Below are 20,090 nucleotides of genomic sequence, written 5' to 3'. Positions count from 1 at the left end.
TGATCGCCGGTCAGTGAATTGACGGGTCTTTATGGTCGTCACGGGCATGTTCCTGGCGCTCGTGTTCCCGCATTTTTTCTAGCCGTTGCTGGATAATGCCAAAAACGCTCTGCTTCGGGTACCTGCCTTTGTCATCGGCCTTGCCCGCAGGCTTTCCAAGCAGCAGCGTGATGGCCTCTTCAACACGGGCGACCGCGTAAACCGCAAACTGCCCCCCGCGCACTGCCTGCACCACTTCGCTGTCAAGCATCAGGTTCTGCACATTGGTGGATGGCACAATGACACCCTGGCTGCCTGAAAGCCCACCCTTGAGCTGGCAGGTGGTAAAAAAGCCTTCCACTTTTTCGTTGACACCGCCAATGGGCTGAACCTCACCAAACTGGTTGACCGACCCCGTAATCGCAAGATCCTGCCGAACCGGTATACCGGAAAGAGACGAAATCAGCGCGCACAGCTCTGCCAGAGAAGCACTGTCTCCGTCCACTTCACCGTAGTTCTGCTCGAAGGTCAGACTGGCCGACAGGTGCATCGGATCGTTGACCGCAAAATGGGAGGCTAGCCAGGAGCTCAGGATCATCACGCCCTTGGAGTGCAGATTGCCACCAAGCTTTACATCTCGCTCAATATCCATGACCGCGCCATCTCCATAATAGCAGGTAGCGGTGACACGGTTGGAAAGACCGAACTCAAATCCACCCGTGGACAGCACCGAGAGTGCATTAACCTGGCCAACACACGTGCCACTTGTAGTTACGAGCGTTGTGCCGTCACGGATGGAATCATAAAACTGATCCCGGATCCGGCTGCTGCGGTATTTCGCGCTTTCCAGCGCGCGCTCAACGTGCAGGTCCTGGATCAGCTTGGCACCGGCCTGACGGGCCCAGAAATCGGATTCCCGCAGCAGGTTGGCAATATCGGCCGCGTGCAGGGACAGTCGATCCTGATGCTCGGCCATACGGGCACTGTGTTCAATCACCCGGGCAACCGCCTTGTTCGAACAGTGCAGTAGCTTCTTCTCGCTCACCAGGCTGGCGATGAACTTGGCATATAGCAGCTGACTGTCATCGGAACGGTACATTTCGTTCTCGAAATCCGCCGTGACTCGAAACAGCTCGGCGAATTCAGAATCGTATTCCTGCAGCAACATCCAGGTTTCACGGTCGCCGAACAGAACAATCTTGACGTCCAGGGGCACCGATTCCGGTTCAATTGAGATGGTTCCGGACAGCGTCAGTTCCCGTTCCAGGGAATTTATCTGTATGGACTTCGAACGCAGCGCACGCTTGAGGCCATCCCATACGAACGGTTGCTCCAGAACCTTGATGGCGTCCATCAACAGATAGCCACCGTTGGCCCTGTGCAGGCTGCCAGGGCGAATCAGGGAGAAATCCGTGAACACGGTGCCCTTGAAGGTGACGTTCTCAACGTAACCGAACAGGTTGTGGTAGGTGGGGTTATCCTCCACCACCATTGGTACTTCGTTGGTTTTCTGGTGCACCAGAACATTGACGAGGTAACGGCGGGGCATCTTCTTGTCGAGGGACGCATACGCAATCGCTGCCTGTTCCTCGTTGTCATCGAGGAAAATCTCGAGATTTTCAACCAGGTCCGCCCGAACCGCCTCAAAGAAGGCGACCACGTCCGGCAGATCCTTGTATTTCTCGATCAGCTCATCGATCTGATGGCCTGAGATACTCTCGAGGGTCTCCTGGTTCAGGGCTTGCTGTTTATCAGCGTATTCCTGTTCCCAGTCCGCCAGTTTGCGGAGCGCCTGCCTGAGCTTTTTCTCAAGCTTGTTGATGGCATCTTCGAACTTGTCGCGCTGCTCATCAGTCAGAGCCTGGAAAGATTCCGCAGTGTGGGGTTCGTCGCCATTCATGGCCACCAACCGATAACCGCCCGGGGTTGTCACAGTGAGGCTGACTTTTTTGCGCTTGGCCTGTGCCGCCACCTTCTCGAGCTCGTCTTCCTGTTTTTTGCCGTATTCGTTTTTCAACTGTTCCGAGCGCTCAAGAAAGCTGTCGCTGTCAAAGGTCTGTGGAATAACCTTGACCAGGCGACTCATCAGCTTTTCCATATCCTGTTTGAGCTGGGTACCCTTCCCGGCCGGGAGCTGCAACAGCTTCGGAATGCGCGGCTCCTCGAAGTTGGCCACGTAGCACCAGTCATGGCTCTGCTGATCCGTATCCACATGATGCTCGAGGTAACGCAGCATCATGGTGCGCTTACCCAGGCCATTACGGCCAACGGCATAGACGTTGTAACCGCCATGGGGCATTGCCAGAGCAAAACGCACAGCCTCCTGGGCACGGTTCTGGCCAACGATTTCAGCCAGGGGCTCCAGTTGCTTGGTGGTTTTGAACGGCAGATCTTTCAGAACACAGGCTTTGTAAAGCTGGTGCAGAGGCAGTGACTTCAAGGTTTGGTCCTGTAACGGTTAACACATTGGCCGGTCATTGTAGATTCTGCGGTCGGCTCTGTCGCGTTCAGCACGAAGATTTCTGGAGTCGCGCACATTGCGCGGGATTTTGTTAGGCAGTTCACAATTCCGCCGCCGCTCATTTTTCAGCCAGCCTTTCCGGAACTACACTTTATGTCCCAACCATAAAAACAATGCACGCAACGGACGCCAGCGTATGACCAATGATTCCGCAGAGCGCAGAATCAAGGATCGTTACCCCGCCTCCTGCCTGAAGGTCCAGCTCCGGGAGCGTAGCTTCCTTGGTCGTGGCAAACACCCCACGCCGGTTACCTGCCTGGACCTCAACCGGTACGGAATGGCAGTGCTATGCCCCCGACCAGTAGAGCCGGGCGCCCGTCTGTTCATGGATTTTGACGGCAAGTACATCAGCGAATCGCGGGTTTGTGCCCGGGTGGTGGAATGCCAGCCCTTCCAGACCGGCTATCGCGTCAGTGTCCAGTTCAGCTATTGCCTGGACAAGAAGGGCTATTCACGAACTGTCGACAATGCCCTGTCGCGGATTGAAGGCTTCTACAACCGGTTTGCCAGCTGAGCCAGGCCTTCGGAATCAAACCAGCCCGGCGTCAAGGCTGGCCGCAACATACATCCCCAGCTCCCGACACTGATCTTCAAACTCTTCCCGGTATTCACCCCGGCAGATCAAAGGCTCCTGGACCAGCTTCCAGCGTAGCCCGGTAGTAATGCTTTCTATTGCCCGCTTGGTGCCCGTGCCGTCATGGCCGGCGCGAATGTAATAGGCAAAAGGTAGCCCCTGGGTTTTCTCGAGGCAGGGATAGTAGCTGCGATCGAAGAAGTCTTTTAAAGCACCACTCATATACCCGAGATTCTCAGTGGTGCCCAGAATAATGGCGTCGCAGGCAAGAACGTCTTCGGGACCGGCATCCAACGGTGCCAGAACGGTTACTTCAACGTTTTCGATATCTTCATGGCGGGCACCCTCATCCACAGCTTCTCGTAGGCGGAGGGTGTTCGGGGAAGGCGCATGGGCAACAATCAAAAGTTTCTTCATGCCATCCATACGTCCTCCCTACATCAAGCTTAGAGCAGCTCGCCGTTGGCTTCTGCGGGCTCTTCTTTTGCGTCTTTCTTGGGTTCAGGCTTGGGCATCAACTTGTCCCGAACCTTGGCTTCGATCTCGTTGGCAATGTCCATGTTTTCTTCCAGGAACTTGCAGGCGTTGGCCTTGCCCTGACCGATCTTGTCGCCATTGTAGGCGTACCAGGCTCCGGACTTGTCGACAAAGCCTTCCTTGACGCCCATATCCAGCACTTCCGCCATGTGGTAAATGCCCTTACCGTACATAATCTGGAACTCGGCCTGCTTGAACGGCGGCGATACTTTGTTCTTGACCACTTTCACGCGGGTCTCGTTACCGACCACTTCGTCACCATCTTTCACGGCACCAATGCGGCGGATATCAAGGCGAACGGAGGAGTAGAATTTCAGCGCGTTACCACCGGTGGTGGTTTCGGGCGAGCCAAACATAACCCCGATTTTCATACGGATCTGGTTGATGAAAATCATCAGGCAGTTAGCGTGTTTGACATTACCGGTCAGCTTGCGAAGCGCCTGGGACATCAGTCGCGCCTGCAGACCTACGTGGCTGTCGCCCATTTCACCCTCGATTTCCGCTTTCGGGGTCAGGGCCGCCACGGAGTCCACGATGATCACGTCTACCGCATTGGAACGAACCAGCATGTCGGCAATTTCCAGGGCCTGCTCACCGGTATCCGGCTGGGACACCAGAAGGTCGTCCACATTGACGCCCAGCTTTTCGGCGTAAACCGGATCGAGCGCGTGCTCGGCATCCACGAATGCGCAGGTTTTGCCGGCTTTTTGTGCTTCGGCAATTACCTGCAGGGTGAGCGTCGTCTTACCGGAACTTTCCGGACCGTAGATTTCGCAAATTCGACCATATGGAAGACCGCCAATACCCAGGGCAACGTCCAGGCCAAGGGAACCGGTGGAGACCGCAGGAATGGCTTCGCGGGGCTGATCGCCCATTTTCATCACGGCGCCCTTGCCGAACTGGCGCTCAATCTGCCCAAGTGCTGCGCTCAATGCTTTCTTGCGGTTGTCTTCCATCAGTGCAAACCCTCTGTCGCCTGGGCCGCCACCCTCAGGAAAAGGCTGGCAGCGAAATAGTGAATCGGGAATCTGTACAGCTCGAACAGCCCATTCCCTGTATATTTGAACAGTATTAAAACATAACCCGCAGAGGAGACCAACCCCTCCGGATGTGAAAGCCGTCAGACTTCGTCCACAAAATTGTTAACCCCTTGAAGGGCAAAGAGAACGGCCTGCCTGCGGACCTGATCACGATCGCCCTCAAAGTGCTTTACCACGGCCACGGTGGAGGCCGGGCTGCTACCCCAGGCAAACCAGACGGTGCCCACAGGCTTGTCATCGCTGCCACCGCCGGGCCCGGCAACACCACTGATAGCCACGGCAACGTCAGCATCTGTCGCCACCAGGGCACCGGCAACCATTTCCCGCACCACCGGTTCGCTGACCGCACCGTGTTCATCCAGCGATTTCCGGGTTACGCCCAGAAGCCCCTGCTTGGCCTCATTGCTGTACGTGACCAGGCCACCCAGCACGTAGGCCGAAGAACCGGCACGATCGGTCAGTACCTTCGCAACCCAGCCGCCGGTGCAACTCTCCGCCGTCGCAACGGTACGGCCGGTTGTCAGCAGTCGTTCACCAAGGCGGTTGCCTGCCTCTTCCAATTCCTGATCGCTGGCCAGCATAATGACCTCCTTCGTTTCATCACGGCGGTTATTTTCTTACAATTCACGCCTTCATCCAAAGCAAGGCTACCGGACCCGTTCATGTCAGCAGCTCAGACCGATCTTTCCAAGCACACCCCAATGATGCAGCAGTACCTGAAGATCAAGGGCCAGCACCCCAATGAACTGGTTTTTTACCGCATGGGGGACTTTTACGAACTGTTCTACGAAGATGCCAAGAAAGCGGCCGAGCTGATGGGTATTACCCTCACCGCCCGGGGCCAATCTGGCGGCAATCCGATCCCCATGGCCGGCATCCCCTATCACTCTTCTGAGGGCTACATTGCCCGGCTGGTTCGGGCAGGTCAATCCATCGCCATCTGCGAACAGATCGGAGATCCTGCCACCAGCAAGGGTCCGGTTGAGCGACAGGTGGTGAGGATCGTCACACCGGGGACCCTGAGCGACGACGCCTACCTGGAGGATCGACGGGACAATCTACTGGTGGCTATCTATAACCATCGGGAGCAGTTCGGTTTTGCCTCGCTCGATATTTCCAGCGGCCGTTTTGCCGTGTCGGAGCTGGAAAACCTGGAGGCCCTGCAGGGCGAACTGCAGCGCCTGCGTCCGGCGGAAATCCTGATCAGCGAGGATTTTCCCTACGAGGACGTTCTGGAGGGTTTCACCGGAATACGCCGTCAGGGGCCCTGGCTCTTCGAATCCGATACGGCCCGCAGGGTTATTACCCATCAGCTTCAGGTCAGGGACCTGACAGGTTTCGGCTGCGAGGAACTCAATCTCGCCGTCTGTGCCGCGGGCTGCCTGCTGCAGTATGCCAAGGAAACCCAGCGTACCGCCCTGCCCCATATTCGCAAGCTGACCCGCGAACGGCGCGATGAAGCAGTCATCCTGGACGCGGCCAGCCGTCGCAATCTGGAAATTGACACCAATCTCATGGGCGGCCACCAGTATACCCTCGCCTGGGTCATGGACCGCACCGCCACATCCATGGGTGGACGGGAACTCCGGCGCTGGCTGAATCGGCCGCTTCGGGATGTGGAAATCGTCCGCCAGCGTCAGCAGGCGGTATCGGCACTGCTGGACGGGTTCCACTATGAGCCGGTGCACGATCTGCTGAAAGCTGTTGGCGACATTGAGCGCGTGCTCGCACGGGTCGCCCTTCGTTCGGCCCGCCCAAGAGACCTGGCGCGGCTTCGGGATGCCTTCCAGGCCCTGCCGGACCTGCAGGAAACCCTGAAACCGGTCAATTCCCACCACGTCGTCAGGCTGGCGACCATCATTGGGGAATACCCGGAACTGGCGGATCTGCTGGAGCGCGCCATCATCGACAATCCCCCGGTCGTGATCCGTGAAGGCGGGGTCATCCGGGAAGGCTTCGACGAGGAGCTGGACGAGCTGCGCAACATCAGCGAAAACGCCGGCCAGTATCTGCTGGATGTCGAAACCCGGGAGCGGGATCGCACCGGTATCAGCACCCTCAAAGTAGGTTACAACCGGGTCCACGGCTACTACATCGAAATAAGCCGGGCCCAGTCCGATCAGGCGCCGGTGGATTATATTCGCCGGCAGACCCTGAAAAACGCCGAGCGATTCATCACGCCGGAACTCAAGGAGTTCGAGGACAAGGCCCTGAGTGCCAAGAGCCGGGCCCTGGCCCGTGAGAAAGGCCTTTACGATGACGTACTGGAAACCGTCGCCGGGCAACTTGCGCCACTTCAGGATGCCGCGCAGGCACTGGCAGAACTGGATGTGCTGAGTAATTTTGCCGAGCGCGCCACCTCTCTGCGCTTTTCCGCGCCGGAGTTCAGCGAATCCCCGGGTTTTGACATTGAGGAAGGGCGCCATCCGGTGGTTGAACAGTTGCTGGACGAGCCCTTCGTACCGAACGATCTGCTAATGGACACCCAGCGCCGCATGCTGGTGATAACCGGCCCGAACATGGGCGGTAAATCCACCTATATGCGTCAGGCCGCGCTGATTGCGCTGCTCGCCTACACCGGCAGTTTCGTGCCCGCCAACCGGGCAGTGATCGGCCCCGTGGACCGGATTTTTACCCGCATGGGTTCCTCGGACGATATCGCCGGCGGCCGCTCCACCTTCATGGTGGAAATGACCGAAACCGCCAACATCCTGCACAACGCCACCGAGCACAGTCTGGTGTTGATGGACGAGGTTGGTCGTGGCACCAGCACCTTTGATGGCCTGTCCCTGGCCTGGGCTACTGCCGAACACCTTGCCCGGGAGATACGCTGCTACACGCTGTTTGCCACCCACTATTTCGAGCTGACCCAGCTGGCCGATGAGCTGCAACATGCCGTAAACGTCCATCTGACGGCCACCGAACACGATGACAGCATCGTGTTCCTGCACAACGTGCATGATGGCCCGGCAAGCCAGAGCTACGGTCTGCAGGTAGCAAAGCTGGCAGGCGTGCCACAGGATGTGATCCGTAACGCCAAAACCCAGCTCTCCCACCTGGAGGGCAGCGCTTCGCCAGCGGCGCCGGCAGCCTCGGCCGCCGAACAGGGCAACAACGCATCCCTGGCCAAGCCGGCAGCAAAGGTAAATGAATCCGTTTACCAGGGCGACATGTTCGCCAGCCTGGAGCCCAGCGCCGTGGAAGAGGCACTTAAAGACATGGACCTCGACGGACTAACCCCCCGGGATGCCATGAATCAGCTTTACGAACTGAAGGCGTTGATGAAGAAATAGCGAAGAATTGATCTGTGTAATAAGGTTATAGCAGTCGAACGCTTGCGGCTGTGCGGGTCGCTCCCTACAATATCGCGCACCAAAATATAACGGCAGCGCCCGACGGCGCTCCTGATGAGACTGACCGACCACTGGACCAGGGATCTGACTATGGCGTTTATCGTTACTGATAACTGCATCAAGTGTAAGTACACAGACTGCGTGGAAGTCTGTCCGGTAGACTGCTTCTACGAGGGACCGAACTTTCTGGTAATCGACCCGGACGAATGTATCGACTGCGCCCTGTGCGAGCCAGAGTGCCCGGCCGAAGCCATTTTCTCGGAAGACGAACTGCCGGCCGATCAGGTCCAGTTTGTTGAGCTGAATGCCGATCTGGCCGCCAAATGGCCGAACATCACCGAAAAGAAAGATCCACTGCCAGACGCTGAAGAGTGGGATGGCAAGCCGAACAAGCTTCAGTATCTGGAAAAGTAATCATCCGGAACTGGAACAAAAAAGGGAAGCCGAGGCTTCCCTTTTTCTTTGCCTGAAGTTCCGTGATTGCGTCAGGTGCTGGCCAGCTTGGCGCCCATGGCCACGAAAAACCCTCCCGTCAGGCCGTTCAGCGTTCGCTTTACACGCGCGTTTACACCAAGACTCCGAAACGTAACCACCACCCAGGCCAGACCACACTGCCAGAGCATTGCCAGCAGAAAATGCACACCGGCCAGCATCAGCGATTGCTGAAAGGCGTTGCCTGCCGGATCCACAAACTGTGGCAGCAAAGCCATGTAGAACAGGGCGGTTTTGGGATTAAGAACGTTGGATAGCAGGCCCTCACGAAAGGACACCGCCAAGCCAACCTTCCGGCGGGCGACCGCTACGTCCTTTGCCGCAGGCGCGTCACCCCGGCGAAGGGCCTGGCGCAACGAACCGATGCCGAGCCAGACCAGGTAGCAAGCGCCGGCCCACTTCAATGCAGAAAATGCCCAGGCGGTTTCCACCAACAGGAGGGAGATGCCCAGCGCCGAGAGCGTGGCATGAATGAACAGGCCGCTACAGATGCCGACACTGGTCACGCACCCATCCCGCAAACCGCCCCGGCCGGTATTACGCATCACCAGCAGGGTATCCACACCGGGCGTGATGGTGAGCAATGTAATGGCAACCAGATAGGCCCAGAACAGATCCGATATCAACGTCATGCCCTCTCAAAATCCTGAACGAAACCTTCCCCGGGGCCCTGCCGACAATCTCAGACTCAGGCCTCCTGCTGGAGAATCTTACGCGCAGCGGCGGACTTGTAAAATGGCGCAAGCCGCCGACGAACCAGGGCCTCAACATAGCCCTCTTCACGTAACACGTCTATAACCGGAATTGCGTAGGCATCTATCTCCGCCATAACAACCTCACGGCTTACCCCCATATCGCCCAGCAGGTCTGTAAGCGGGCGCTCGCCATATTTGTCGAACAGGTGGGAAACCACGGCCCGGGCACAGTTCTCAAAGTATCCGGTCTTGCGAAACTGCAGCCAGAACTCATAGCCAAGCACCACAAACTCCTGCAGCTGCACGTCTCCGAGCCCCTCGTGAAGCTCGGCAATGGTGCGATCCTCCAAAGACACCCAGGCGGCCATCACACTGTCGCGCAGCTCCTCATCAGACAGGGCACTGTGCAGGAATTGCTCACTGCGGCTGATCAAACCGGGCAGGCTGTCAGACAACCAGGCTTTCAGTCGACGCTCAAAGGTTTCATCCAGCCCCGGCACCGCCCGGTTGGCCATCCGCTTGCCAAATTTCATCATCGAACCAACGCCCGGCACAGACTTGGTGATCAGGTTATCCTCGTACAGGTAGTTCACCAGGCCGTGGTACACCACATTGGACACCAGCTCCTGATAGACCGGGTGCGCCATGATCTCGCTGATCACCCGTTCACGTTGCTGCCGGAGCTCCAGAGCTTCCTCCAGAAAGCCCGTGGCCTGTTCGCGGGTGATGATCTCGCCCAGGGTGGTCTTTGACTGCACATCGGCATTGAGCACCTCGGTGGCCATCTCCGCAGCCAGTTCCGGAATGCCTGCATCCAGTTCCATGTCCATAACGATACGCTGGATAACGCCCATCACCTGCTCTTCCGAGGTTATCCGGCCAAGGGTTATCTCGCCGGCATAATGCCAGAGCTCATCGAGCTCCTGCTCCAGGAACTTGCGCAGCTTTGCGCCCTTTAGCGAAGCCAGCTCATGTTTCACATGCTGCTCAAGCAGTTGGTTGGCGAGATCCGTTTTGCCTTTGGTCATGGCGTCAGTTGTCCTGTTGAAGAAATGAAACACACAGGCCAGAGGCTAACACGAACGAAACGCTGGCAGGTTTGCCAAAACTACAGGTGGAGAGGCGCGGCCGGGCCAGTATGATTCAGTCACGCACTCTGAGAAGGAGTTACTGAAAATCGTTGAAGGTGTGGGGTTCCGCAGCAAGTGCGAGGCAAAGACTGCCGGGGCCAACGTAGATGCTGCTGGTAATCCCCATCTGGGAGAGCAGCAGTTCCACACCATTGCGTTCGCAAGCATCGCGCAGTCGGTTGAGCCCGGGCAAATCCTCGATCTCCGTCCAGGTAAGACCACAGGACAGGCTTACATAGGGTGTCAGAAGCCCGGCTTCGACACGGGCAGCGGCATAGTTCATCACCTTTTCCACGGCCACGTCGAAACTCCGGGTTTTGGCCGCGGGCTGGCCCTCGGCCCCTTGCCCGAAGATAACCGGCGTAATGTTCAGTGCTTTGCCCAGGAAGGCAACCAGCGCCGATACACTCTTGTCGCCACGCCGCCGTGCCCGTTCACGGATGTAGTGCAGATCCCTCGGAATGACGCAGGTGTAGATCTTGTCGCTGAAGGTTTCCACCTCATGGCGCAGGGCATTCTTGGACACATTCTGGCCGATCAGCTTGAGCGTGTGGGCTGCCAGCAGGCCCTGGCCGGCAAAAATCTGTTTACTGTCGATCACACGCATAAAGAACCGGCCATCACGACCGGCGGCCTCCCGCGCACCTTCGTAATTCGCCAGGACACTGTTCATAGCCTCGGTGGCATTCTGGAAAATCAGGCTTCGGGATTTCGTGACCGTCTCGCAGATAGCAACATCGAACTGGGTGACGATCTTCTCCATGAACAGTTCGTGTATCTGCTCTGCGGTGAAGGCGCGGGTTTCCGCCTGATGTCCTTTCTGCAACAGGCCGCTCTGATAGAACTCCTGGGTCCGAACCGGATCATGCTTGTCTATGTAGGTCTGGCCATCGATTACAGCGGTTACCGGCAGCACGAACAGGTCGTGCTTGCGGCTGAACTCATAGGGTAAGTCGCACGCAGAATCGACGATCAAACCAACTCGCATGGTGGGCCTCCAGCTCCGGGTAGCTTCTCGAACGGAAGCCCCCTTTATTGTCGTTATTCTTTGTGCCGCACAGTCTTACACACCGCGATCAGAATTTCAGCAACCCGGCCCTATCGTGCTGCCGATGTCATATCCAGCTCACGGAGATTCTGCTCGAGCAGCTCGCGGTTGTCCTGCTGCCAGGGGTGAAAGCCTTTACGGAAATACGCCAGGAATTCCGGCAGACACTTGCGGAGCACTCCGGGCTTGCCCCAGAGAAAATTAAACCCGCCAACCCAGGTGCGCAGGCTCCAGAGTTTGCCATCGGCCTTCAGCAGGCTACAGGTATTCAAAAAGGTGTACTTGAAGAAATTCCAGGTAACAAAGAGGAAGACGATCCGGCGAAGCTGTTCATTGCCGACACATTCCCGGTAAACATCAAAGGCGACGGATTTGTGTTCGGTTTCCTCAATCGCATGCCATCTCCAGAGCTTTGCCATGGTCGGCGTGGCGCCTTCCATCCACTCCGGGTGGCTCAGGATGGCATTGGCCAGGACGGCGGTGTAGTGCTCGGCGCCACAGGTACCTGCCAGTTGGCGGCTTGGTGGCAGTTTACCCACCCACTCCATATGCTTGCGGAACCGTTGGTCCAGGGCATCAATATCGTAGCCCCGGGCCTTCAGGGCCTCGTTGTAATCCTTGTGCTCCCTGCTGTGCAGGGCTTCCTGGCCAATAAATCCGCGGATCTCCGCTTTAAGCTTTGGATCCTCGATCTTGTCCCGATAGAGCCTTACGGCATTGATAAACTGCTGCTCGCCATCGGGAAATTGCAGGGAAAGGGCGTTGAAGAACGCGGTCCGGAAAGCATCGTTGCCATGCCAGAGCGTTTTCAGATCCTCGCTGACATCGAACCGCAGATGTCTCGGCTCAACGGACACCCCCTCGGGCGTGGAGCTGATGGTCATGACTGCCTCCTGTTTTTGTAGTGTTGTTATCAGTATTGAACAGCGGACAAAATTTCATCAGTTCTGGCAGTTTAAACCCGGAAACCGCGCGGAAGGAATACTTCAGGAGGAAAAATTAGACAAATTGTCACGAAATGACATTCTGTCAACGCCCATGCTCAGGGAAACATTCAGGCATAAAAAAGGGAGGCACGAGGCCTCCCAAGGACACACAGGGGGTCAACGCCTTCCGGTGCAGAGCCGGAAGACGCAGGTTTAGTGCTCTTCCGCGGCTTTCACGCCCGGCGCTTCCGGGTCGGCGGTAAAGCCAAGCAATTTGGTACGTTCAATCAGGAAATAGAGGACGGCGCCGGTGGCCAGGCCCCAACCTGCACCGTATACCGCGAGAACCACACCCATAGTGCCGGCGATGCCACGCTCGGTGTTATTCTCCAGCTGCTCCAGGCCTACCATCAGGCAGATATAGCCGGTCAGCAGCAGTGTCAGTGACAGGGCAATCGGCAGCACCGGTTGGAAGAAGCTCACCAGCGGCAGAACGAAAAGCGCAATAAAACCCGTAATCCAGAAAGTACCGCCGCCACTGTAGATGGAGTCCATGGCGTTACGACCGTACTTGTAGCGCTCGGCCATGGTGGCAGTGACAGCCGTCCAGATCGGGCCCGCCAGCCCCGGATAGGGTGCGAAGAACGCGTGGCCACCATTGCGGATAGCGGTTACCAGATGCACCCGGTCGATGCTGTTATCGATATCTTCGTCTTTGCGCAGATGATCAACGCGGTTCATCAATGACTGGCCGACCACGATATCGCCGAAGGCAATCACGTAGGCGATCACCGCCGTGGGAATGGCGTACAGGAAGACGTTGGCATCCGGGAATCCGACGGCGAACGGCAGGTAGTTCCACAGCTCATCAAACGCGGGTTTGGTGATGCCCCACTCCACATTGGGCACCTCGTATTCGCCAGTTGCAAAGCCAACCAGGATCGCAACCACCATACCCGGCACCATGCCGTAGTTGGCAATCTTGCGGGCGATTGAATTGCTTTCCACAAAACCTTTGAACGATACCGAGAACATCAGGTAGAGGCACACCAGGCCACCGATGATCAGGGAGATCGGCGTGTTGGCGAGACGTCCGCCTGCCTCAATCTCACCCATCAGGGCGGCGATACCGGCACCGATGATAATCCCGCCTTTCATGGAACGGGGAATCAGCTCCACCAGTTTGCTGCCCAGGCGGGTAATACCCAGAACCAGGAAGATAATGAACACCAGGAACTGCAGCGCGAACAGCGCCTGAATCGCCTCGGGGCCCGGCTCATAGTCGCTCAGGAACAGCAGAACCACAGGAATCCCCGGCGTAATCCAGCCCGGAACCAGGGGAACACCCAGCAGTGCCGGCAGCATGAAACCGATACCACAGATCACCACGTAAGCCAGAGCCACGTCGTAGGGCACACCCAGGTATTTCTCAAGAAGGGGAATCATGGCCAGGCTGACCACGAACATGATCAGAGCCTGCACCATCTCCGCGAACTCCCAGCGGTAATGAACGAACGGCAGACGAACCTTGAAGGGACCGGCCGGCCAGAACGGCTGCTCTTCCCCGTTCTTTCGGTGAAACATTTGCATAAAAAGGTCTCCGGGCTCACGCGGCGCGTGTGCCTGACAGCGTTGTTTTTTCTGGTTTAATTCGGCTGCGCCGGGGCCGGCGCAGCCGATCGGGGAATCAGTCCAGTTCTTTGGCCTGGTCCCTCAGCACGAACTTCTGGATCTTACCCGTGGAGGTTTTGGGCAGCTCCGAGAAGACGATGGTCTTCGGTACCTTGAACCGGGCCAGGTGCTCGCGGCAGAAGTTGATGATGTCTTCCTCGCTGACTTGACCGGCTTCCGGCTTCAGGGTCACAAAGGCGCAGGGGGTTTCGCCCCACTTTTCGTCCGGCCGGGCAACCACAGCTGCCTCAAGCACAGCCGGGTGGCGGTACAGGGTATCCTCAACCTCAATGGTGGAAATGTTCTCACCACCGGAGATGATAATGTCCTTCAGCCGGTCCTTGATCTCCATGTAGCCGTCTTCGTGCCATACCGCCAGGTCGCCGGTGTGGAACCAGCCACCCCGGAAGGCCTCTTCGGTGGCTTTGGGGTTCTTCAGGTAGCCCTTCATCACGGTATTACCGCGCAGGAAGATTTCACCAATGGTTTTGCCGTCTTTCGGCACCGCTTCCATGGTGTTCGGATCGCCGACCATGGTGCCTGCCAGGGTGTGATAACGAACGCCCTGACGGGCCTTTTTCCGGGCACGATCATGCAGTGGCAGCGCATCCCACTCGGATTTCCAGGCACAAACGGTTACCGGGCCATAGACTTCGGTCAGACCGTAAACGTGAGTCACCTGGATGCCCATTTCCTCGATGGCACCAATGACCTGGGCGGGGGGTGCCGCGCCTGCTGTCATGGACTTCACGTCGTGATCAATGCCGGCCTTGGCGGATTCCGGCACGTTCAGCAATGCGTTAAGCACAATCGGGGCGCCGCACATGTGGGTAACCTGATGGTCGCGGATCAACTGCAGGATCTTCTCCGGGTCAACCCGGCGCAGGCAGACGTGGGTTCCTGCCATGGCGGTGATGGTCCAGGGGAAGCACCAGCCGTTGCAGTGGAACATCGGCAAGGTCCACAGGTACACCGGGTGCATGTCCATGGACCAGACTGTCTGGTTGCCGATGGCATTGATGTAGGCGCCACGATGATGATAGACCACACCTTTTGGATTGCCGGTAGTGCCGGAGGTGTAGTTCAGAGAGATCGCATCCCACTCGTTCTCCGGGAAGCTCCACTGGAATGCCGGATCCCCTTCCTGCAGGAACGCCTCGTAGTCCAGATCGCTGACCTGAACACCCTCGCCATACTCTGGATCGTCCACATCGATCACCAGCGGCTTGGTGTCCAGCCGGCTGACGGCGTCCCTGATCACCTCACCGAACTCCCGGTCGGCAATCACAACCTTGGCCTCACCGTGATCCAGCATGAAGGCGATAGCCTCAGCGTCCAGGCGAACGTTCAGGGTGTTCAGCACCGCGCCAATCATGGGCACCCCGAAATGGGCTTCCACCATTGCGGGAATATTCGGAAGCATGACAGCAACGGTATCACCGCGTCCGATGCCGCGCCCTTTGAGGGCTGATGCCAGACGGCGGCAACGTTCGTAGGTCTGCGCCCAGTTGTAACGGATGGCCCCGTGAATGACGGCGGGATACTCCGGGTAAACCGTGGCGGTCCGTTCGATGAAATCAACGGGGGATTGGACGGCGTAGTTGGCGTCGACGGGCGCCAGGCCTTGATCAAATATCGAGGTCATTGCGTGGTCCTCTTGAGTACTGTTGTTCTTATGGCGTATTCAGGAATATCGCTAAACTAGCTATACTTCGGGCTGGTCAGAATAGTATTGGATAGCAAAAACACTAGAAACTATACCAACGTATTATAGTTAATTTACTATAACGATAAGCCATGAACGATTTTTCCACTCCAAGTGTATTTAGTTTGCATGACGCCGACCCGCAACCCGGTTTGATCCTGGATGCGACAGGCAGCGTTCTGGAGGGCAACCTGGCCAGCCATCATCTTTGCCAGAACGCCAACCTGACCTCGCTGTTCCATCTGCTGCCGATCAACGTTCAGGCGCTTGTGAAGTCGTCCCTGGAGCAGGAACGGTCGATCGAGAATGTGGAAGCCAGAATTCCGGCAGACACCACCGAGCGTTTCCTGGTGTGGACGTTCGTCCCCGATATCGGGAGCTCGACGGTTCTGGCGCGGGCCAGAGACGCTACAGACGAAATCATCAACCGGGAAGAAGCGACCCGCTCCAACCGTCTTTACCGGCTGATTACCGAGAACACCACCGACCTCATTTCCCGCCATGCCCCGGACGGACGGTTTATCGATGCCACGCCCGCATCCTGGCGGCTGCTGGGCTACTGGCCGGAAGAACTGAGGGGTAAGCCCCTGGAAGAAATTTTCCGGGGCGATCAGGTGGTTCAGAAGCTGGCTGAAACCCGCAACCAGCTACGGGACGACGGCTACGCCACCATGACCCTTGAGATTATTCACCGGGACGGTTCCCGCCGCTGGTTCGAGATTGCCAGCAGGGCCATTCGGGAAACCTACACTGGCGCTGTGATTGAAGTCATCAGCGTATCCCGGGATATCACCGCCCGGGTAGAGTCCGAGGAGAACAACCGCAGGCTGGCCGACGAACTCGCCCACACCGCCAGGCTCGCCACTCTGGGGGAGCTTGCCTCAAGCATTGCCCACGAGATGAACCAGCCATTGGCCACCATCGTGAACTTTGCCAGCGCCAGCCAGCGCTATCTCAAAAGCGCCCGAACCAATCCCGAATGCCTCGATCGAGTGGACGATGGCCTCCAGAAGATTGTTCACCATGCCAACCGGGCCTCGGAGGTCATCAAACGTTTGCGAGCCTTCCTGCGCAAGGGGCAGAAGCGGACCGCACCAATCGCACTGAATGAAGTCGTCAGCAATGTCGCCCGTCTTTGCCAATGGGAGGCCGAGAAAAACAAAGTGCAGATCCGCGAGAATCTGGCCTGTTGTGCGCCCGTCATCACCGCCGACCCGGTGCTTCTGGAACAGGTGCTGATCAATCTGATCCGCAACGGTATCGAAGCCACTGTTGAGGCTCGCGGTGAGGACAACCCGGGCCCACACTCGCAGATCGCCATAACGACCTGCATCAACGATCAGAACGAAACCCTGATTGAGGTCATCGACGAAGGCCCGGGGCTCGACGCGCAGGGCATTCGCCAGATGTTCCAGCCGTTCTATACCAGCAAGCCCCAGGGGCTTGGCCTCGGGCTCTCGATGAGCCGTTCGATTATCGAAGGCTTTGGAGGCTTCCTGGACGCCAGGCCGGCAGCAACGGGCGGACTCTCCCTGATCTGCCGTTTCCCGGCCGGCCCGGGCCACAAGAACAGAACCCCGAACACGGAGATGCAGCCAGATGAGTGATCAAGCGACACCGGAAGCCACCACCGTTTATGTGGTTGACGACGACGCCGGCATGCTGGAATCCACCCAGTGGTTGCTGGAATCGGTCGGCTTGAACGTGGAAGCCTACAGCGACGGCCGGAAATTCCTGGATGCGGTTGGCAACAAGAAAGCGGGCTGCGTGGTTCTGGATGTGCGGATGCCCGGGCTGGGCGGCCTGAACGTTCAGGAGGAGCTTCAGAAGCGGGGGCTGGACCTGCCGATCATCTTTGTCTCCGGGCACGCCGACGTTCCCATTGTGGTGAGGGCGTTCAAGTCCGGGGCCTTCGATTTCATCGAGAAGCCGTTCAATGAACAACTGCTCCTGGACAGCGTCCAACAGGCGCTGCAGGAACATCAGCAGTCCGCTCCAGAGTTGCAGGGTGATGAGGCAACCGAAGCCCTGCTGGCCACCCTCACCCGCCGTGAACGGGACGTGTTCCTGCCACTGGCCCAGGGCTACACGAGCCGGGAAATCGCAGAACAGCTGGATGTCAGTGTCAAGACGATTGATCTCTACCGGGCACGAGTCATGAAACGCCTGGGCGCCGATCGCCTGCCGGATGTTACCGGCACAGCCATTGCCACCGGGCTGCTCGACCCGCTGGACCTGCGCAGGGAAAAGAACTGAACGGCAAGAACGACTCGGTACGGCACCCCCAGGCGCGTTATCATCAGTCGAAACCGCCCATCAGGAGAACAGCCATGACCTACCCCATTTACCAGGTTGATGCTTTTACCAGCAAGATTTTCGGTGGCAACCCGGCCGCGGTCATGCCGCTGGAAAGCTGGCTTCCGGACGAAACCATGCTCTCGCTTGCCATTGAGAACAACCTCTCCGAAACCGCCTTCTTCGTGCAGCTGCCTGAGGGGGACGAAGCCGATTTCCACATTCGCTGGTTCACTCCGGGCATCGAAGTACCCTTGTGTGGCCACGCCACTTTGGCCAGCGCCTGGGTCATCTTCAACAAACTTGGCTGGGACAAAGATCAGATTCGCATTCGCTCCAAAAGCGGCCCACTCTCCGTCCGGCAGGCCGATGATGGCTGGCTGGTATTGGATTTCCCGAATCTGGCTTTCGAGGAACAGAGCACGCCGGCACTGATTCGGGAAGCCCTGGATAACGCGCCTGATGCTTCGTTTTTTGTTCCAAACGACACCAATTACATGGTGGTTCTGAGGGATGAGGACGCCGTGCGATCTGCTCAACCGGATCTGCGCAAACTCAAGCAAATCGGCAATCAGGGGCTGATCATCACCGCACCTGGCGAAGACTGCGATTTCGTCAGCCGCTATTTCGCTCCGGGCGCCGGTATTGATGAAGACCCGGTTACCGGCTCCATTCACAGCGTGCTCGTGCCCTACTGGTCAGAAAAACTGGGCAAGACACGGCTCGACGCCCGGCAGGTTTCAGCCCGGGGCGGCGTGCTGCACTGCGAGTTGAAGGGGGATCGGGTCGACATCGCCGGCCAGGCTGCATTCTTCATGGAAGGCTCCGTCTACCTGCCCTGAGACTGGTATACTGCCCGCCGTTTTCTTTCCAACGGCGGGCAGTATGACGGCAGTTTCAGCATCACAGTACGACGTAATCATCCTCGGCGCCGGCGCGGCGGGCCTGATGTGTGCGGCAACCGCCGGCTATCGCGGCCGCAGGGTGCTGGTGCTGGACCACGCCAACAAGCCAGGCAAGAAAATCCTCATGTCCGGCGGCGGCCGCTGCAACTTCACCAACCTGAACAGCACGCCCGCCAACTTCCTGTCGGACAACCCGCACTACTGCATTTCCGCACTCAAGCGCTACACGCCCCAGGATTTTCTGGAACTGGTAGACCGGCACGGCATTGAGCATGAGGAAAAAGCCCCTGGCCAGTTGTTCTGCAAGGACAGCGCCAAGGATATCCTCAACATGCTGCTGACCGAATGCGAGTGGGCAGGAGCAGAAGTGAGAATGAAAACAACGGTCGACCGCATTACCGAAATCGACAGCGGCTACCGCCTGAGCGTCGGCTCCGGCGATCTCACCTGTGAATCCCTGGTGATCGCCACCGGTGGCCTGTCGATTCCCACCATGGGCGCCACCGCATTCGGTTACCGGGTAGCCGAGCAGTTCGGGCTGGACATACTTCCCACCCGCGCGGGCCTGGTACCCTTTACCCTGCAGCCGGAATTGAAAGACCAGCTCGCGCCTTTGTCCGGTGTCAGTTGTCCCGTTGACGTGCAGTGCCATGACCAGCACTTCCGGGAACCGATGCTGGTCACCCATCGCGGGCTCAGTGGCCCGGCGATGCTCCAGATTTCCAGTTTCTGGGAGCCGGGCGACAGCCTGGCCATCGATCTGCTGCCGGCCTGCCGCATCAAGGATGACCTGCTGAACCTCCGGAAAACCCGCCCGCAGTCAACCATTGCAAACTACCTGACCCAGCACCTGCCAAAACGGTTTGCCCAGGCCTTCAACGAACTGCAGGGCTGGACCGGTCCCTTGCAGGGCTACAAGAACAGCGATATTGAGCAGGTTGCCGATGTCCTCGGCCATTGGTCGATCAAGCCGGCGGGAACCGAGGGCTACCGCACGGCAGAGGTTACCCTGGGGGGTGTGGATACACGCCAGCTCTCCTCCAAAACCATGGCGGTGCTGGAGAAGCCAAACCTGTATTTCATCGGTGAGGTGGTGGACGTGACCGGCCACCTCGGCGGCCATAATTTCCAGTGGGCCTGGGCTTCGGGTGTGGCGGCCGGCAACAGCGCCTGAGGGCACATCCGACTGCCCAAAGCGACCGTCGAACTGGTAAGCTGA

17 protein-coding genes are annotated in these 20,090 nt (G+C 58.0%); 7 read left to right on the top strand and 10 right to left on the bottom strand.

Annotated elements, in window-relative coordinates:
* Positions 1–10: 10 nt before the first annotated feature.
* Positions 11–2,419 (bottom strand): ATP-binding protein, encoded by a 2,409-nt coding sequence (locus tag AC5JQH_RS16840; RefSeq protein ID WP_008170528.1) that lies wholly within the window; start codon positions 2,417–2,419, stop codon positions 11–13.
* Between the two features lie 217 nt (positions 2,420–2,636).
* On the opposite strand from AC5JQH_RS16840, the gene AC5JQH_RS16835 reads away from it, so the two are divergent.
* Complete coding sequence (locus tag AC5JQH_RS16835) at positions 2,637–3,014, top strand: PilZ domain-containing protein (protein WP_008170530.1); 378 nt, start codon at positions 2,637–2,639, stop codon at positions 3,012–3,014.
* Between the two features lie 15 nt (positions 3,015–3,029).
* On the opposite strand, the gene AC5JQH_RS16830 is transcribed toward AC5JQH_RS16835, so the two are convergent.
* The 3 genes from AC5JQH_RS16830 to pncC form a co-directional block, all read right to left on the bottom strand.
* Positions 3,030–3,500 (bottom strand): flavodoxin family protein, encoded by a 471-nt coding sequence (locus AC5JQH_RS16830; protein WP_008170531.1) that lies wholly within the window; start codon positions 3,498–3,500, stop codon positions 3,030–3,032.
* A gap of 20 nt (positions 3,501–3,520) precedes the next feature.
* Positions 3,521–4,567, bottom strand: coding sequence for a recombinase RecA (recA, locus tag AC5JQH_RS16825; protein WP_008170534.1), 1,047 nt, complete (start codon positions 4,565–4,567; stop codon positions 3,521–3,523).
* A 164-nt stretch (positions 4,568–4,731) separates the two neighbouring features.
* The gene (pncC, locus tag AC5JQH_RS16820) at positions 4,732–5,232 is read right to left on the bottom strand and encodes a nicotinamide-nucleotide amidase (RefSeq protein WP_008170536.1); all 501 of its coding nucleotides are present in this window, start codon (positions 5,230–5,232) and stop codon (positions 4,732–4,734) included.
* A gap of 81 nt (positions 5,233–5,313) precedes the next feature.
* On the opposite strand from pncC, the gene mutS reads away from it, so the two are divergent.
* Together mutS and fdxA are read left to right on the top strand one after the other, a co-directional pair.
* The gene (mutS, locus tag AC5JQH_RS16815) at positions 5,314–7,944 is read left to right on the top strand and encodes a DNA mismatch repair protein MutS (protein WP_104270280.1); all 2,631 of its coding nucleotides are present in this window, start codon (positions 5,314–5,316) and stop codon (positions 7,942–7,944) included.
* Between the two features lie 150 nt (positions 7,945–8,094).
* Complete coding sequence (fdxA, locus tag AC5JQH_RS16810) at positions 8,095–8,418, top strand: ferredoxin FdxA (RefSeq protein ID WP_008170541.1); 324 nt, start codon at positions 8,095–8,097, stop codon at positions 8,416–8,418.
* Positions 8,419–8,489: 71 nt separating this feature from the next.
* Here fdxA and AC5JQH_RS16805 read toward each other — a convergent pair whose 3' ends face one another.
* The 6 genes from AC5JQH_RS16805 to AC5JQH_RS16780 form a co-directional block, all read right to left on the bottom strand.
* Entirely contained in the window at positions 8,490–9,128 is a 639-nt protein-coding gene (locus AC5JQH_RS16805) for a LysE family translocator (protein ID WP_104270279.1), read from the bottom strand.
* Positions 9,129–9,184: 56 nt separating this feature from the next.
* Positions 9,185–10,219 carry a hypothetical protein gene (locus AC5JQH_RS16800; protein WP_008170543.1) on the bottom strand — a complete coding sequence of 345 codons (1,035 nt, stop codon included), beginning with the start codon at positions 10,217–10,219 and terminating at the stop codon, positions 9,185–9,187.
* Between the two features lie 139 nt (positions 10,220–10,358).
* Positions 10,359–11,309, bottom strand: coding sequence for a DegV family protein (locus tag AC5JQH_RS16795; protein WP_493805780.1), 951 nt, complete (start codon positions 11,307–11,309; stop codon positions 10,359–10,361).
* Between the two features lie 110 nt (positions 11,310–11,419).
* Positions 11,420–12,253, bottom strand: a complete 834-nt coding sequence (locus tag AC5JQH_RS16790) for a metal-dependent hydrolase (protein ID WP_008170545.1) — start codon at positions 12,251–12,253, stop codon at positions 11,420–11,422.
* Between the two features lie 255 nt (positions 12,254–12,508).
* A complete protein-coding gene (locus AC5JQH_RS16785) occupies positions 12,509–13,885 on the bottom strand; it encodes a solute carrier family 23 protein (RefSeq protein ID WP_041645090.1) in 1,377 nt (458 codons plus the stop codon).
* Positions 13,886–13,982: 97 nt separating this feature from the next.
* On the bottom strand, positions 13,983–15,611 hold the full coding sequence (locus AC5JQH_RS16780) for an acyl-CoA synthetase (protein WP_273085210.1): 1,629 nt from the start codon (positions 15,609–15,611) through the stop codon (positions 13,983–13,985).
* Between the two features lie 152 nt (positions 15,612–15,763).
* Here AC5JQH_RS16780 and AC5JQH_RS16775 point away from each other — a divergent pair, with 152 nt between their 5' ends.
* From AC5JQH_RS16775 to AC5JQH_RS16760, 4 genes are all read left to right on the top strand, one after another.
* On the top strand, positions 15,764–17,278 hold the full coding sequence (locus tag AC5JQH_RS16775; RefSeq protein WP_008170553.1) for a PAS domain-containing sensor histidine kinase: 1,515 nt from the start codon (positions 15,764–15,766) through the stop codon (positions 17,276–17,278).
* Positions 17,271–17,927, top strand: coding sequence for a response regulator transcription factor (locus tag AC5JQH_RS16770; protein WP_008170554.1), 657 nt, complete (start codon positions 17,271–17,273; stop codon positions 17,925–17,927). The genes AC5JQH_RS16775 and AC5JQH_RS16770 overlap by 8 nt, the downstream gene beginning before the upstream one ends.
* Before the next feature lie 74 nt (positions 17,928–18,001).
* Positions 18,002–18,808 (top strand): PhzF family phenazine biosynthesis protein, encoded by an 807-nt coding sequence (locus tag AC5JQH_RS16765; protein ID WP_008170555.1) that lies wholly within the window; start codon positions 18,002–18,004, stop codon positions 18,806–18,808.
* Positions 18,809–18,851: 43 nt separating this feature from the next.
* Complete coding sequence (locus tag AC5JQH_RS16760) at positions 18,852–20,045, top strand: BaiN/RdsA family NAD(P)/FAD-dependent oxidoreductase (RefSeq protein WP_008170557.1); 1,194 nt, start codon at positions 18,852–18,854, stop codon at positions 20,043–20,045.
* The last annotated feature ends 45 nt before the right edge of the window (positions 20,046–20,090 follow it).

This window comes from Marinobacter sp. H13 (assembly GCF_059072335.1).
The sequence above is the reverse complement of the archived record's forward strand: the minus strand, read 5'-3'. Positions and strand labels throughout refer to the sequence as shown.

Excerpts from the sequence above, each read along its gene's own strand:
- AC5JQH_RS16780 (WP_273085210.1), bottom strand. The coding sequence starts at position 15,611 with ATGACCTCGATATTTGATCAAGGCCTGGCGCCCGTCGACGCCAACTAC.
- AC5JQH_RS16770 (WP_008170554.1), top strand. The coding sequence starts at position 17,271 with ATGAGTGATCAAGCGACACCGGAAGCCACCACCGTTTATGTGGTTGAC.
- AC5JQH_RS16765 (WP_008170555.1), top strand. The coding sequence starts at position 18,002 with ATGACCTACCCCATTTACCAGGTTGATGCTTTTACCAGCAAGATTTTC.
- AC5JQH_RS16775 (WP_008170553.1), top strand. The coding sequence starts at position 15,764 with ATGAACGATTTTTCCACTCCAAGTGTATTTAGTTTGCATGACGCCGAC.
- pncC (WP_008170536.1), bottom strand. The coding sequence starts at position 5,232 with ATGCTGGCCAGCGATCAGGAATTGGAAGAGGCAGGCAACCGCCTTGGT.
- AC5JQH_RS16830 (WP_008170531.1), bottom strand. The coding sequence starts at position 3,500 with ATGGATGGCATGAAGAAACTTTTGATTGTTGCCCATGCGCCTTCCCCG.
- AC5JQH_RS16785 (WP_041645090.1), bottom strand. The coding sequence starts at position 13,885 with ATGCAAATGTTTCACCGAAAGAACGGGGAAGAGCAGCCGTTCTGGCCG.
- AC5JQH_RS16805 (WP_104270279.1), bottom strand. The coding sequence starts at position 9,128 with ATGACGTTGATATCGGATCTGTTCTGGGCCTATCTGGTTGCCATTACA.
- fdxA (WP_008170541.1), top strand. The coding sequence starts at position 8,095 with ATGGCGTTTATCGTTACTGATAACTGCATCAAGTGTAAGTACACAGAC.
- AC5JQH_RS16800 (WP_008170543.1), bottom strand. The coding sequence starts at position 10,219 with ATGACCAAAGGCAAAACGGATCTCGCCAACCAACTGCTTGAGCAGCAT.
- mutS (WP_104270280.1), top strand. The coding sequence starts at position 5,314 with ATGTCAGCAGCTCAGACCGATCTTTCCAAGCACACCCCAATGATGCAG.
- AC5JQH_RS16790 (WP_008170545.1), bottom strand. The coding sequence starts at position 12,253 with ATGACCATCAGCTCCACGCCCGAGGGGGTGTCCGTTGAGCCGAGACAT.
- recA (WP_008170534.1), bottom strand. The coding sequence starts at position 4,567 with ATGGAAGACAACCGCAAGAAAGCATTGAGCGCAGCACTTGGGCAGATT.
- AC5JQH_RS16795 (WP_493805780.1), bottom strand. The coding sequence starts at position 11,309 with ATGCGAGTTGGTTTGATCGTCGATTCTGCGTGCGACTTACCCTATGAG.
- AC5JQH_RS16835 (WP_008170530.1), top strand. The coding sequence starts at position 2,637 with ATGACCAATGATTCCGCAGAGCGCAGAATCAAGGATCGTTACCCCGCC.
- AC5JQH_RS16760 (WP_008170557.1), top strand. The coding sequence starts at position 18,852 with ATGACGGCAGTTTCAGCATCACAGTACGACGTAATCATCCTCGGCGCC.